This is a genomic window from Rhodopirellula sp. J20-39, from assembly GCF_057365095.1.
This window is the reverse complement of the sequence record NZ_CP195123.1, coordinates 3,605,443-3,620,724: the sequence shown is the minus strand read 5'-3', so window position 1 is coordinate 3,620,724 and position 15,282 is coordinate 3,605,443. Positions and strand designations below refer to the sequence as shown.

Genomic DNA, 15,282 nt, shown 5'->3' with positions numbered 1-15,282 from the left:
AGTAACCTATTGTCAGGGAACTATTATCTGGGACCTGCTGGAACGTTTACCTGGTACCCGTTGGAACGTTGCGGCCCTGGCTCGTCCCTTTCCAGACGGCGAAAACTGTCATTCTACTGACACGAAACCGCATTTCGTCTGGTGGACGATATCGCGGGTCCCATTCTTTCGCCGGTCCCCGACATTCCCGGTCTGCTGGGTCGCGACAGGTACGGTTCAATGTGCTAATTTGCACGCTTTCCCGAGCTGAACCGCGATCGCTCGAACGCACCCAGTTCGCCCCAATCACATCACTTCTAGCCCCGCAAAGCCACGATGTCCGCTGACGCTTCCGCTAATCATCGCATTGCCACTCAAGCTCTTCATGCCGGCCAGGTCGCTGACCCGACCACCAAAGCACGGGCTGTGCCGATTTACGCCACGACCAGCTACCAGTTCGACAGCACCGAGCACGCCGCGGCTCTGTTCGGTTTGACCGAATTCGGCAACATCTACAGCCGTTTGATGAACCCCACCGTCGATGTGCTGGAAAAACGCATCGCGGCCATGGACGGTGGTGTCACCGGATTGTGCTTCGCATCGGGCCAAGCGGCGATCACCGCCGCTATCATGACGATCGCTCACAGCGGACAAAACATCGTCGCCAGCACCTCGCTGTACGGCGGAACCTGGACGCTCTTCACGCAAACGCTGAAGAACCTCGGCGTGGAAGTGCGTTTCTTCGACACCGAACGGCCAGAGGACATCCACAAGCTAGTCGACGAGAACACTCGCCTGGTTTACATGGAAAGCATCGGGAACCCCAAGAACGACGTGCCTGACTTCAAGGCGATCACTGACGCGGCTCACAGTGCTCCTCACGGTGCATTGCCCGTACTTTGCGACAACACCGTCATGACGCCGTACCTGTTGCGCCCGATCGAGCACGGCGTCGACATCGTCATCTACAGCACGACCAAGTTCCTCGGCGGACACGGAACCCACATTGGTGGTTGCATCGTCGATAGCGGCAACTTCAAGTGGGCCGACCAGCCTGAAAAGTGGCCTGAGTTCTGTGGCCCTTCGCCTTCGTACCACGGTGCCATCTTCGAAGAACACCTGCGTGGGATGGGCAACATTGCCTACAACATCCACATCCGCACGCATTGGTTGCGTGACACGGGTGCTGCGATGAGCCCCTTCGCCGCCTTCCTGTTCCTACAAGGCATCGAAACTCTTCACCTGCGCATGCCTCGTCACTGCGAAAACGCAATGAAGGTTGCGGAGTTCTTGGAAGGTCACGACGCTGTCGAGTGGGTTAACTACCCCGGATTGAAGTCCCATAGCCACAACGCCAACGCCGAGAAGGTCTTGACCAAGGGCAAGGGCGCAATCCTTGGCTTCGGCATCAAGGGCGGCATCGAGGCAGGCAAGAAGTTCATCAACGCTTGCCAACTTTGCTCGCACTTGGCCAACATCGGTGATGCCAAAACCTTGGTCATCCACCCGGCCAGCACGACTCACCAACAGCTTTCCGAAGACGAGCAACGTCAAGCTGGCGTCAGCCCTGAATACGTCCGCGTGTCTGTCGGCATCGAAGACATCGACGACATTCTCGACGACCTCAAGCAAGCTCTCGCAGCAGCGGTCAAGTAAGCATTGCCGTCGGAGCCTGTTAACTTGATTTCATCGAACGTCCCCGACCCTCTGGTCAGTACCGACGACATCCGCACGGATGCCCCGCTCGCTCAGGCGCGCCAATTCGTGCTGGAGCAACCGTTGGCATTGGAACTCGGGGGCTCGTTGCCCAACGTTCGATGTTGCTTTGAAACCTGGGGAACGCTCAACTCGGACGCGTCCAACGCCGTCCTGGTTTGCCACGCGATCTCCGGCGATAGCCACGCCGCTCGTCATGGCGAAGACGACCTGCCAGGCTGGTGGGATGGTTTGATTGGCCCCGGCCTGCCGATCGACACCGATCGCTTCTTCGTCGTTTGCCCCAACGTGCTTGGTGGCTGCCGAGGCTCAACCGGCCCCGGAGATATTCCACCCAGCTATATTCCACCCAGCGAGATTCCCGATAGCTCTCGCTCCGCCGATAGCACTGCGGCAAATAGCGATGCTGCAACTAGCACTGCGTCCGGCAATGGCCTGCCCCATGGCGGTCCAACAGATGGCAACCCGCGGCGTCCATATGGTGCGGAATTTCCGCGGATCACGATCGGTGACATGGTCGAGGTTCAGCGGCATCTGGCCGAACACTTGGGGATCACCAAATGGCGCGCCGTCGTCGGTGGCTCACTCGGCGGACACCAGGTCCTGCAGTGGGTGAGTCGCTATCCGGACTGCGCCCAAACCTGCATCGCGATCGCAACATCACCGCGATTGACCAGCCAAGCATTGGGCTTCGATGTGATCGCTCGAAATGCGATCCAGACGGACCCCCATTTTGCCGGTGGTCAGTACTACGGCACCAACCAACGTCCCGATACCGGACTTGCCATCGCTCGCATGCTTGGGCACATCACCTACCTAAGTGTCGCTGCGATGGAAGCAAAATTTGATCCGGATCGGCACGATCCGCGTCAGATCGCTTCACAGTTCGAACAACGCTTTAGCGTTGGCTCCTATCTGGCCCATCAAGGTCAAAAATTCACCACCCGGTTCGATGCCAACAGCTACGTCACCCTTTCGCTAGCAATGGACCTGTTCGACCTAGGCGGGACGCGTCTGAAGTTGATGGAAACGTTCAACGATTGCTCGTGTGACTTCCTACTGGTCGCTTTCAGTAGCGATTGGTTGTTCCCACCGTCACAATCCCGCGAGATCGTCAACGCATTGACGGCGTTGGACAAGAAAGTCACCTACGCCGAGATCACGACGGACGCGGGGCACGATGCGTTCTTGATCGATCGCGACATCGCAATGTACGGCCCGCTGATTCGCGAGCGACTGGCGGACTCCCCCAGTTGCTTTGCCGCTCCGGTGGAATTAACCAGCGCCGAAGAGTCCATCCTCGACTTGATCGCCACCGGCGAAAGCGTCTTGGACTTAGGCTGCGGACAAGGCGAACTGCTGTCCGCTATCCAACAGCGAGATGCCGACAACGCGGGCCGTTTAATGGGCGTTGAAGTTGCCCAAGAAAACATTCTTGACACGGCCGTTCGCGGCATCCACGTGATCGACTACGACCTCAACAACGGCTTGCCAGCGTTCATCGATAACCAGTTCGACGTCGTCGTTCTCAACGCGACTTTGCAAGCCGTCAAGAACGTTGTCGAACTGCTTGATGAGATGCTGCGGGTTGGCAAACGAGTGGTGATCAGCTTCCCGAACTTCGCCTACCGCCGGTTGCGTGAAGACTACGTCAACCGCGGACGTTCGCCCCGCGCCCCGGGGGAATTCGATTTTGATTGGCACAACACCCCCAATCGTCGCTTCCCCACCATCGCCGATGTTCATGACTTGTTGCAGGACATGAACGTGACGATCGATCGAGAGATCTATTGGGACGTGACGGACAAGAAAAGCATCGCTGTCGACGATGAACCCAATCTCAACGCCGACACTGCCGTCATCGAGATGCACCGCTGATGCAAGACGCACACGCTAGCTCGGTCCCGTCGACGTCTCCATCTGACGCGTCGATGGTGGGACGAGTCGCGATGCTCTCCAGTCCACGTGCGGGCAGTGGCGCAGGCCGTGACGAGATTCCTCGCTTGGTGCAACTACTGGCTCGCGATGGCATCCAGCTGGAAACCATCGACCACCCATCCCATCTAGCTAAGTGGTGCAAAGAGCTTCGCAGCTCGTCACCGACAACCGCTGACAACGAGCCCGTAGATCCTGCCATCCAACCACGCAACGTGCTGATCCCCGCTGGCGGTGACGGCACGATCACACTGGCCGCCTCGCTCATCGCGTCACTGAACCGCGGTCAGGCGACCGCTGACGCTTCCCAACCCGGTTCACAACAACCCGGTTCACAACAACCCGGTTCACAACAGCCCGGTTCACAACAGCCCGGTCTACGCCAGCCCTACCTGTTGCCAATGCCGCTGGGCACTGAAAACCTGTTGGCCCGCCACTACGGGCACCGGGCGATCGCGTCCCAAATCCGTGACACGCTTTTCCACGGCCAATCGACCACGATGGACATGGGGATCGTTCGCCGGGCCAACGGTTCGGCCAGTCCTATGCTGACGATGGTTTCCAGCGGTTTTGATGCCGAGGTCGTCCGCCGCGTGCACCTCAAACGCACCGGCCACATTCGGCGGTCCACGTACCTTGGTCCCGTCGTTTCGACGCTTCGCCAATATCGTTTCCCAATGCAAACCGTCCAAGCGATCGGCGAAGATGGATCGGTTACACGGGAAGTCCAATGTGGCTGGGCGATGGTCTTCAACCTGCCGTGTTACGGCGGCGGTCTCGCGATCGAACCCGACGCGGTGGGCAACGATGGACTGCTAGACGTGATCACGTTCGCTGGCCAATCAGCGTCCAGCGGCTTTCGCTACTTCGCTGGAATCCACTTCAAACGTCACCTGCGTGACCGCGACATCATTCGCTTTCGTGCCAAGCGAATTCGCATTCAAGCGACTGAGCGAGTTCATTACCAAATCGATGGCGACTACATCAGCCGGCTGCCAATCGATATCGAACTTCGTCCTAACGCGATTTCTCTTTTGGTGCCGCAATAATCGTCCGCCAATCTCAAGACTCGGTGAAACGATTTTTAGCTTGGCGATTGGCTACTCATCTCGGCTAAACGATCTGCCGCAAGCCGTCCCTCGTCGGCCATCCGCTGAGCTTGTTCTTTCCAGCGATCCAGATTGGCGTCGTCTTGCGGAACCACCTCGACTCCATTGTCCGTTAGCAGTCGCACTTCGTTTTCAATCTCCGATGCACTGTAGTGCAGACGCATTGCACCGAGAGCGGCTGCGGTGCCCTTCAATTGATGCACCGTCGCGGCCACATCCGAAACGACCCTGCTTTCCAATGCAATACGGAAATCGGAAAGCTGAGTGGGCCACTCGTCCGCGAACATCGCCGCCATCGTCTTCAACACATCAAGATCGCCACCTAGGTTCTGCATCAGCACATTTCGATCTATCACGCTGCCGTCAGGTGAGCTGCCCATATCGTCCGTCAACTCAGCCCTTTCGTTTCTTGACGATGTCAACTCATCGGTTGGACGCCGATGGACGGTGTTGTTTTCGGATGGAAGACTGGTGTTCGACAATCCTTCGATGACCAGAGTCTCGTCGACCGTCGGAGGCATCGGGAGCGACTTTGGCGACTGGGCTGCGTGACCGTCCAGCGGGCCTCCCAGGTCGTCCTCATCATGCCCATCTTCGTTGCCAGAAAATCCAACGTCATCTTGGGTAACATGCGGACCTCCCCCATGCACAAGCCCTGTCGCGATTGCCTTGGCGGGATACTGCTCCACCGCCGCAAACAACCGCTCCGGTGCATACGGCTTGGAAACGTAATCCGTCATGCCAGCGTCCAAACAACGGATACGATCACCGCTCATCGCATGCGCTGTCATCGCCACAATCGGAATTTGCGAATAGGTGGACTTCGTATTCGCACGAATCCGACGTGTCGCTTCCAGCCCATCCATCCCCGGCATCTGCACATCCATCAACACCACATCAAAAGGCTGTTTTGCCAAAGCCTCAATCGCTTGTGGACCACCCTCGACGCTGGTCACCCGGTGCCCACGAGCGAACAACATGTGTTCGGCGACGGCACGATTGACCGCACCGTCCTCGACCAACAACACATGGCGAGCGACCTGACATCTTCCGAACGAAGGATCTGTGGTTCCTGAATCGCCAGTCGATTGCGATTGAATCGTCTCGCGTTCATTGACGCTTCCGCCGGATGTTCGACAAATCGTGGCAACCAACTCAATCAACTCACGCGGTGAAACTGGTTTGGCGAGACACCGGGCAATGTTCCACTCTTTCAACCACTTTCGATCCAACTCCGCCCCCATCGATGACAACACCGCAATCGGCGTTTCACTGATCAGTGTCCCTTCCACCGGAACCGCCGCGCGTACCCGCTGAGCAACCTGCAGCCCGTCGACGTTGGGCATCATGTAATCCAACAAGATCAATTCAAACGGTTCACCCCGCAACGCCGCACTTTGCAACGCTGGGACGACCTTCGCCCCATCAGCAATGCAATCCACCACGCATCCGGCATCGTTTAACAGCTCGTTCAAAATGATGCGATTGATTTGGTGATCGTCTACGACCAACACTCTGACGCCGGTCAATTGTGGTTCGTCGATAGCGTCACCTTTCGGTGCAATTTTAAGTGGCACGTCGAACTCAAACCGACTGCCCTCTCCGACCACACTTTCCACGCTCAATCGACCGCCCATCCGCTCCACCAAACGCGAGCTGATCGCCAACCCCAAACCGGTTCCTCCAAACTGCCGCGTTGTTGATGAATCGGCTTGAGTGAACGCTTCAAATATTCTCGCTTTCTGATTCCGGCTCATCCCGATTCCAGTATCCGTCACCGACAGCAGAACACGGGTATGGCGATTCGATTCGGCATCCGACACCATCGTCGATCGCCCTGTCGACTCGCGAGCGGGATCGATATCAAGCAATGTCTCTTGCTCGCTCACCCGAGCCTCCACGACGACCTCACCGCGTTCAGTAAATTTCAAAGCGTTGCCGACCAAATTCACCAACACTTGCCGAATTCGAGTCGGGTCGCCGATCACGCGATCGGGCGTCCCCGGTGAAATCCGGACCGCTAACTCCACTTGGCTTTGCGACGAATCGTCATCGATCGAAATCGTGTTGGTTAGCAAGCTTCGACCGCCGGCAACGGTCTGGACGGTTTGATTGATCAGGTCATGCAAACTGAACGGCACGTTCTCCAGCTCAATGCGTCCAGCTTCAATCTTGGAAAAGTCCAAAATGTCGTTCAGCACCGACAGCAGCCCATCCGCCGACCCTTTCATGATGGATAAGAATTGGCGCTGTTTACGCTGCAGCGGGCTGTTGAGCAGCAATTCCGCCATTCCCAGAATCCCGTTCATCGGCGTTCGGATTTCGTGACTCATCGTTGCAAGAAACTCGCTCTTCGCCTGTGTCGCCTGCCTTGCTTCCGCCGCTGCCTGAGTGGCCAAATCCCGCTGATGACGCAAGCGTTCGCGATAAGCGGCCTGTTCCGCGATTCCTCCTCGCAGCAACCCGATGATGGTCACGCCAGCCAAGTAAGTTGAAATGAATGTGGCCAGCACACCCATCGCACCCATCCGCGTTAAGACGATCGATCGAATGAACCGACTCGCTGGGAAATCCACGCCAACCAACGCCTCAATTTCTCCTGCTGAATTGCGTAACGGTGCGTTGGCCGACACCCAATAACCCCAGCGATCTTCGAACGGGTTGCCGTCGAAAACGACCTCTCCAGCGAAGGCACGTTCCACCTGGCTCCAGTCCGGCTCCCGGTAAAGTTCGCCGATCTCCGTTCGTTCCTCGCGGCGACCCGAGATCACACCATCGCCGTCATAATCGGTCGCCGAGTCGACGATCAACTGATATTGCCCAAGCCGTATTCCCGCATCCGAATTCTTAGCACTAGCATCGCCCTCATCCGGAATGGCGTCTGGCACCGCACGGCGAAACGTATAGATGTCAGCGACATGCGAGTTAACTGAAAGCCAGCGTTCTTGAGCTTCCAGAATCCGCTGGTAAGTCGGATCGTCCACCGGAGTATCCAGCGTGATTTTCTCGTGCCCCAATTGCTGCAGTTCGATCGCATAGGTCGGCGCTAAGCCAATTAGCTGTTCTTCCAACGCCTTTCGCTGAAACCGGTCGAGGTACTCGGTCCCGATGAATCCCAACAGCAACAAGCCCAACAAAATGCCCAAAGCCAATCGCGGGCGAAACACCGCCGCCGATCGCGGTAGGCCATCGTCACGAATCAACTCGTCCGCACTTGCCGCTTCATTTCCTCTCGCCGCCGGAGTATCCGCGACTAGTTGTTTGCGACCGGTGCGACGCTGGGAACTGAGATGTTTCGGGTTAGTCTTTCGAAACGAGCGTCGTTGGATGCGCCAGATTACCCAGCCATAACCGGCCAAGACGACAATCGAAAAGAGAAGGTAGTCCAGGCGGTATTCGTACCATGCTCGCAAAAACATATTGCCAATCCGATCGCATTTCAGTGCAGGCCATCAATGTCACTGCACGGGCTGAATCGAATCGACTTTGCGAAACATCAAACACCCCCAAAACCACGGCCCGACCCACGGTAAGTCATCCGCCCAGCAGCGGTATAATCTTAGGCGTTGGATTTGGTTTTACCTACCTGCCTATCCAGAGCCGAAAGGCGCGGACGCTAAAGAAGACAATCGCGGCGCTGAACCTACGCGGCCGCACAAGCTCTACAACGCATGCCGTTTGATTCGACCTGTCCCAGGCCCGCTATAAAAACGGCGGGAAACCGTTTCCGGCCCCGCCGCAATACCTGATCATGCCAGTCTCTGACTTAAGCCAGTCGCGGATTGATTCGCTGAACCGTGCGACTCACGCGACACCCGCGAACTGGTCATGCCAGTACTAAACTCGAATTACACCCGCCGTTCTTCGCTAGACAAGATCGCACTGAGGAATAAACCAGCCGGGTTACTCCTTTGCGACGGCTTTTGCAGATAGCCGCGAACCGCACGCATCACGTCACGCCGTGAAATCTGTCCTCGCAATCGACCTTCGGAATCCAAAACGGGTAACCGACGGCACGAGGCGTTCAAGAATGTTTGGGTAATAGTTAGAAGATCCGTTTCTTCTGTGATCGTTGGCGGATCTGAATCGATCAACGCGACAACGTCCGTGCTGGGCATTCCGTCGTATGCCAACGAGACGACAAACCGCATGCAGGATTTTTCTGAAAAGATGCCCAAGAACTTCCCGTCCTCGTTCACCACTGGTGCGCCGGAGATGTGATTACGAAGCAACACGTCGAGTGCCTCCAACGCGTCCATGGTTGGTGCAAGCGTGATTAGGTTTCGTACCATCATCTCGCGTGCGGTAGTTGCCGGCATGCATGACGAATCCATTGTCGGTAGATGAGAAGAGCCCATGGTTTTTGTCATGTTTGTACTCGCTAATGCCTAGAAAACGAAAGAGAAGGTGGTGGTAGACCGAAACACCACCCCCGTGTTCAGGTTGCCATATCAGCCACTGTGTGCGAGTTGATGACACAAAGTCAAACAATTTTTTGTTCGTTTTTCGACGACCGCTCATAACTTGCAACGGCGCTCGAATTTGCCGCATTTTTCACAACCGTTCACTGACCTCGCTTTTTGCGAGCAAATTGGTAACAACGTGGGATGCCGCGATCCCGTTCGGCGCCGTAGAATGGGTTTAAGTGAAAGTTGTCACGAACGGGCTAATAATCCGGGGAGAGTTGGAAATGTTCGGTCGCTGGGTTGAATTCGAATTCGATTGTTTGCCGTTGCGCAGCCTGGGACGTTTGGACGTTCCTCTAGACGCATCGCCTGCTTACGAAGCATTTGTGCTGAAAGTGAAAGCGGCTTTGTCGAAGCACGGGGCACATAATACGTACTACCTGCATCATGCGACTTGTCGTTTCCACCTGACCAATGACCCTAACAGCGGCCAAATCGAGTTCCAGGTCGAAGGCGTGGTGATGACGGGCGAGAACGACGTTCGGACAAAGGCTGTCGATCTGAACATCACGCTCAGCAAGGAAACTTGCCCCTGGCTGAATGAGCCTTCGGTTGAATTCCTTGCCGAATCAGTCAAGCATGCCGTCGCAATCGAGTTTGATCGCTATATCCAGGCCGGCGATCTGACGAAAACGAAAGAACGTATCGACGCGATGAGCGAGCAAATCGAAGAGGGCGACGGTTTCCAGGCGATGTACCTGTAATTACCGATCGATTCGGAACTTCCCACCAAGTATTCCAACGTGGGCAAATCGGATCAGTAGCCGGCGCCAGCCACTTGAAGGTTGGCTAATCCGGTCTAGCATGGAAGGGAACGAACATTCACCCTTCTCCGGCTTTGAGTCACCGTCCGATGCGATCAACCGCTCCCGCTTGGCCTTCGCGTTCGAAGCCACTTTCCACGCATTTGGCCTGCGGACTTGTTTCGCTAGCTTGCGTCCTGGCGATGGCCGCCAACGCTTCGGCGCAGTACTACGGACCGATGGGGTTCGGATCACGCGGTTTGCCATCGCGAGCTTACGGCTTTGCCTTGCCACCTCGCCCGGTCATCGGAGTTGGCCCCGGCGTCGCCGTCGGTGCCATCCCACATTGGTCCCGGCGTCCAGGCTACGCGACGCCGTACTCCGAATTCGGACACGTTCCCTCCGCGTACGCGCCTGCCCCGGCATTTGGACCTGCACCGGCTTTTGATCCAGTACCGGCATATCCGCCAGTTCCCGCGTATCCACCGGTCGCTGTTTCGCCTTCGGTTGGCTTCCGGATCGGCAGCTTCGGCTTGGGCGGGTTTGGATATGAACTCAGCATCAGTCCTCGCGGTGTCGATTATTACGCCAACATGCGATTGCCTGACCCTCGCGCCGCTGCGGTCACTCCGGTGTATCCCGAGCCATTCGCTGAACAGCCATACCAAGCCCTATCGCCAGTACCAGAGGGCCCTAGCTTGGACGCCGACTACGTAGCCGACAGCACTGCCCGTCTCGCCGCGGCATTGTCGGCACTGCCTGAAGGAGACGTCTGGCTGGATCACCTGCAGCCCGAACAGGTCTACTCCGGAAACCATCCAACCGTCCTAGCCGAACTCGCGTTGCGATACCGAGGCGTGCTGGCCAACCCAGCCCTCGCGTGGCTGGCCGCGTTGGACGGTTTCGAAGGAACGCTGCAGTTCCTGCTGGTCAACTCAGCCACCGCCGATCAGTTACCCGCCGTTCAGTTACCCACCGACGACCAGCTTCAGAGCGATCGGTCCATGCAAGATTCCAATGCACTGGCATCCCAGCAAGACGATTCTTCGGAACGGGAACCCCAGTCCTCCGATAGCATACGGAATCAACCAACGCTGGCTCCCCAATTGCCATCCGACAACAATCGTCCCGCCTCAACGGAGCCCGGAAATTTAACTGAGCCCCAAGGTGACGAATCGTCACCCGAAAACTCAACCGAAGAACTCCCAGCCCCCGCCGGCGAACCAACCACCTCGGTCTAACCGCCAACCCAAGTAGCAAAGTAGGCCGGATCAAGCCGCCCCGGCGCAGCTCCGGCAAAACCCTCAAATGCTCTCGCCCTTCTAACCGAGCGGCAGCGAGGGCCAAACCGGTATCCCAACCGCTATACCAAACACTGGTCGAACGCTTCTTGAAGCCCCGTCATGGGATCACGTGTCGGAATAAACTCGTGAGCGAAATAGCCCTGGTATCCGGTCTCTGCGATCGCGCGAGCAATCGGCGGGTAGAATAACTCCTGGGTATCGTCCAACTCGTGGCGACCGGGATTCCCCGCCGTGTGGTAGTGACCGTAGTACGGATGGTTCTTTTCAATCGTGCGGATAATGTCACCTTCCATGATCTGCATGTGGTAGATGTCGTACAACAACTTGAAGTTGTCGCTTCCCACCTGCTTGACCAACTCGACGCCCCACTCGCTGTTGTCGCACATGTAGTCGGGGTGATCGACCTTGCTGTTGAGCAATTCCATTTGCAGCGTCACGCCAGCCTTCTCGGCAACCGGAACGATCTTTCGCAGCGCATCAACGCAATTTTTCATGCCTGTCTTGCGATCGATACCGCGAGCGTTCCCACTGAAACAGATCACGTTCTTCCAACCTTCCGCACCGGTTGCCTCGATCGCCGCGTTCAGCTTTTCCAACGCCATGTCATGGAACTGGGGATCGCACAATCCGTCGGGAAGCGGATGAGACGTCACCATGGTGCAAACCAAGCCATGCTTTTTGAGCAAGCCGAACTCGTCAGGTCCCAGCAAATCGATACCCACCATCCCCATCGCCGAAACCTTTGCAGCAAACTCAGGAAGCGGAATCTTCCCAAAACACCACTGGCAAACGGACTGGTTCAAACGACCTCTTTTGGATTTATTCCCGCTGGGTTGCTTGTTCATATCGGGTGTGGGCTCATCGGCTGAAAGTGAAGAAAAAGTAACGATCGCCGCCGCGCCCGCCGCTGTGGCAAGCGAACGCTGAATCATTCCGCGGCGGTTCGTGAAAGATTGTGATGGGTCAGACATAAGTTGGGTAGACCGATGAAGAGGAAGTGCCGTAAGGCTGCAAAGGAAGCCCAACATTCTAGCCGCTAACATCGCCCCGCGCAAACGATCCCCCCGCTCAAGCAAGTCGGTTCCCGTCCCAAGCCGAACTCCATCAACCGTATCGGACAAGGCTTCGAGTCCCTCAGCAATTTTCCCCTCACCAGCTCACACTCGCCAACCCAATCGGCAACGCCCAACGGAACCGGCATCACCAGCCAAGCTCGCTCCGCTTACCAACCGAGCAATCCACAACCGAGCAATCCACAATCGCAATCTGCTCCGCAGCCAAACCAGCCCCACCAAAACGCGGCTATGCGTCCTCCGACCCGATGTTTTCGAGCAACATCCGCAGGTAGCTACGACTCTCGGATTCCTCAAGCAAGAGCTTCTTGGCCAACTCCACCACCCGCCCACGAGCAGCCGCGACCTCTTCATCCGTCGGCGTGTTGGTATGCAGCACACATTCGATCTCCGCATATCGTCCCACCGACTCCACATCGTCGACCGTGATCGTCATCGCCGAATGCTCGCTACCAAGGCGGTACGTTCGCCGATCCTTCGTCACCACCGCGACCTGGCGAAAGCCGAGGTGCTGAAACAGTCGCTGCATCGACGTCCCATCCGTATCGCCCGGATCGAGACGCCACTCCAGTTCTTCTCGTGCCTTGACCTGGCCCACTGAATTCCCGGCGACAGATCCAGAATCACTGCCTGGACCTAGCTTGGGCGCCTTATAAGTCACCAAAGGCACATCATTCTCACGGCGAATCCGCAACGCCTCGCCGGTCTGCTTGAAATCGCGACAAGGGTGATTGAAATACGTGTCCTGATTCTGCATCTGAGACACAAAGACACCGCCCGCCTGAGCAATCCGCTCGATCAAGCCGTCCTGGTCCTCGACACGAAACTTCATCTCAACTTCAAACATGCTTATCAAGCTTTCCGTATGAAATCGGCTGCGTAACTTCGCACGTCGCTCCCGTTAAGCACGTGCACCATCCTAAGTTGTTTCACTTCCTCGTCACTGAACGATGACAGCGGCACGTGAACCAGTTGTTTCTTAAACCGACGAGCCAAACGACGCCATCCGTTGCCCGGTGGTAACGCGCTCATGATCGCAACCTGTCGACATCGTGAATGCATGCAAGCCGCCGCGATCAATCGCTCTTCCAACGTCGCGGTGAAGTCCAGACGCCGGTCCAACCAAATGTCCTGGATCGGAACGGGCGGATACAAGAACATGGCTCCGCCGTAGGATCCTAGCCCGATCCCTGGCCCAACCATCTCTTGAGTGAAATCGCTAGCGAAAAAAGCCAAAGTCGACTCCCACTCGTGCTCCGCAAACCAAGTCGTTCGCCAAGGATAATCCCGAGGATCGGCCGGACTGTCAAACAACATCAAGCACGCATCCAACTGCCCACGACTGGGCGGGATCACCTTGACGTAGATCTGCTTCTCGTACCAATGCCGCAACGTGTCCCGAATATCGATCCCGTCTTTAACACTGGTCGTAAACTTTTCCGTTCGTGCCAAATCCTGCCCCATGATCGCTTGCGCCCGCTGACAAACGCGGTTACGCAGCATCTCGATTCGTTCATCTTCGGGCGGATAACTGCACTGCGAATACGGATTCCAGTTGTATTCCCAACGTTCCTTTTCATCGTGCGACGCTCGCCGCTGTAGCGACAACGTTTGCCACATCAGCGGCGGCCCCGGCAACCGATTCACCAAAGACACAACATCGCCTCCGGGTAACCGAGCCTGATCGATCCCCAACGTAACTTGTTGCTCTTTTTCCGGATCCCAAGAATCCTCGCTATCGTCACGCTGCGTCGCTTGCGAACCGCGTGACGAAACACGAGATGTTTGCGAACCGCGGTCATAGCGACTGGCGATTTCAGCCACATGCAACGCGTACTGATCCCCCAAAATCTGCTGACATGCTGTCACGATCGTGACCATGTCCGGCGTCATTCGCCGATTGATCAGCGACAAGTTGCGGATGTACTTCAAGCACTTCGATAACAGCAGTGGCGTCACGTTCCGGGCTCGATTGCCGAACTCGTTGACGTACTGCTCCTTCGCCGCGATCAATAACTCTTTCACGCCGTCAATCTGAAGATTCTCGTCTTCTTCCAGCCCTGCCCGCGCACGTTCGTACAGCGACGTGATGAAGGGCAGTTCGCCGAACAAAAACAACAGCGTCCGTTCATCCACAGGATACGTTTCCGGCGTTCGCACATCGTCGTGCTCAAACTCCGACAGCGGCCGACCACGTCCCTCACGCAGCAACCGATACGCTTCCCGAATCCACGGCCATTCCAGCACACTAGCGACCAAGAGCGTTCGCTCGAAGTTCTTCGATAACTGATCGAGCCGGGCCGCCATGTAAGCGATCCGAACGCGAGTGTGCTCGTCACTCGGCCGAGGAATGCTGGGCAAGACTGCTGCCGCGAACTTCTCACACTGCACGTGCCGCACCGCGTACGGATCCGGCATCACAGTCGAAAACGGTTGAAAGTGATTCGTTTCTAAATCGATAAATGCCCGCGGAATGTGCTCGCCCATCGCCGCGCGGATCGCCATGATCACACCTTGGCACGGATCGATTGGCACGTAACTGGCCGGAATGTCTTCTAGATCGTCATCGTCCGCATCGTCATCACCCGACAGCGAAAACGGGTTGCCGTACTGCGGCGTTGTTTGCTGGATCACAATCGCCGGACTAGGCAATTCCAACACTGCGTCCTCGACTGGTTCACGGAACGATTCCGGAAGCGGCACCGCAACGCAATCAAACTGGTGTTCCAGCAAGAATCGCCGGGTCAACCAGGCGAACTGGCCGCTTCCGTGAATGATCGGCAATACCGTGACACGCTCGTCAAGCTGCAGCAGCGATGGGGGTTGCGTCATAGCCAAACCAAATTCTGGTAGTGAGGAACAACTAATCAAGGTAGCAGCCACACCGGGCCGCGCCATCGGGCCCAAGTTTGCTATCGGCCCCCCAGTTTGTCAGCGGGCCTAAGTTTTCTAGCGGG

10 protein-coding genes are annotated in these 15,282 nt (G+C 56.8%); 5 read left to right on the top strand and 5 right to left on the bottom strand.

Annotation, left to right across the window (positions count from 1 at the left end; genetic code table 11):
- Positions 1-315: 315 nt before the first annotated feature.
- From ACR3ZL_RS13155 to ACR3ZL_RS13145, 3 genes are read left to right on the top strand one after another with little or no spacing between them, the layout of a single operon-like run.
- Positions 316-1,635: an O-acetylhomoserine aminocarboxypropyltransferase/cysteine synthase family protein gene (locus ACR3ZL_RS13155; protein ID WP_486173533.1), complete on the top strand. Its 1,320-nt coding sequence runs from the start codon at positions 316-318 to the stop codon at positions 1,633-1,635.
- A 24-nt stretch (positions 1,636-1,659) separates the two neighbouring features.
- Positions 1,660-3,573, top strand: a complete 1,914-nt coding sequence (gene metW, locus ACR3ZL_RS13150; protein WP_486173532.1) for a methionine biosynthesis protein MetW — start codon at positions 1,660-1,662, stop codon at positions 3,571-3,573.
- Positions 3,573-4,679 carry a diacylglycerol/lipid kinase family protein gene (locus ACR3ZL_RS13145; RefSeq protein ID WP_473652687.1) on the top strand — a complete coding sequence of 369 codons (1,107 nt, stop codon included), beginning with the start codon at positions 3,573-3,575 and terminating at the stop codon, positions 4,677-4,679. Before metW ends, ACR3ZL_RS13145 begins: the two co-directional genes overlap by 1 nt.
- A 35-nt stretch (positions 4,680-4,714) precedes the next feature.
- On the opposite strand, the gene ACR3ZL_RS13140 is transcribed toward ACR3ZL_RS13145, so the two are convergent.
- Both ACR3ZL_RS13140 and ACR3ZL_RS13135 read right to left on the bottom strand, forming a co-directional pair.
- Entirely contained in the window at positions 4,715-8,158 is a 3,444-nt protein-coding gene (locus ACR3ZL_RS13140; RefSeq protein ID WP_486173531.1) for a hybrid sensor histidine kinase/response regulator, read from the bottom strand.
- A 429-nt stretch (positions 8,159-8,587) separates the two neighbouring features.
- Positions 8,588-9,109, bottom strand: a complete 522-nt coding sequence (locus tag ACR3ZL_RS13135; protein ID WP_473652689.1) for a CBS domain-containing protein — start codon at positions 9,107-9,109, stop codon at positions 8,588-8,590.
- 320 nt (positions 9,110-9,429) lie between these two features.
- Between ACR3ZL_RS13135 and ACR3ZL_RS13130 the strand changes: the two genes are divergently transcribed.
- Positions 9,430-9,909 carry a hypothetical protein gene (locus ACR3ZL_RS13130; protein ID WP_486173584.1) on the top strand — a complete coding sequence of 160 codons (480 nt, stop codon included), beginning with the start codon at positions 9,430-9,432 and terminating at the stop codon, positions 9,907-9,909.
- 149 nt (positions 9,910-10,058) lie between these two features.
- Entirely contained in the window at positions 10,059-11,189 is a 1,131-nt protein-coding gene (locus tag ACR3ZL_RS13125) for a hypothetical protein (protein WP_486173530.1), read from the top strand.
- A 122-nt stretch (positions 11,190-11,311) separates the two neighbouring features.
- Here the strand turns inward: ACR3ZL_RS13125 and ACR3ZL_RS13120 are convergent, their stop codons facing one another.
- From ACR3ZL_RS13120 to ACR3ZL_RS13110, 3 genes are all read right to left on the bottom strand, one after another.
- Positions 11,312-12,223 carry a hydroxypyruvate isomerase family protein gene (locus ACR3ZL_RS13120; protein ID WP_473652692.1) on the bottom strand — a complete coding sequence of 304 codons (912 nt, stop codon included), beginning with the start codon at positions 12,221-12,223 and terminating at the stop codon, positions 11,312-11,314.
- Positions 12,224-12,554: 331 nt separating this feature from the next.
- Complete coding sequence (gene cyaB / locus ACR3ZL_RS13115; RefSeq protein WP_486173529.1) at positions 12,555-13,172, bottom strand: class IV adenylate cyclase; 618 nt, start codon at positions 13,170-13,172, stop codon at positions 12,555-12,557.
- A 5-nt stretch (positions 13,173-13,177) separates the two neighbouring features.
- Positions 13,178-15,157 (bottom strand): hypothetical protein, encoded by a 1,980-nt coding sequence (locus ACR3ZL_RS13110; RefSeq protein ID WP_486173528.1) that lies wholly within the window; start codon positions 15,155-15,157, stop codon positions 13,178-13,180.
- Positions 15,158-15,282 lie beyond the last annotated feature (125 nt).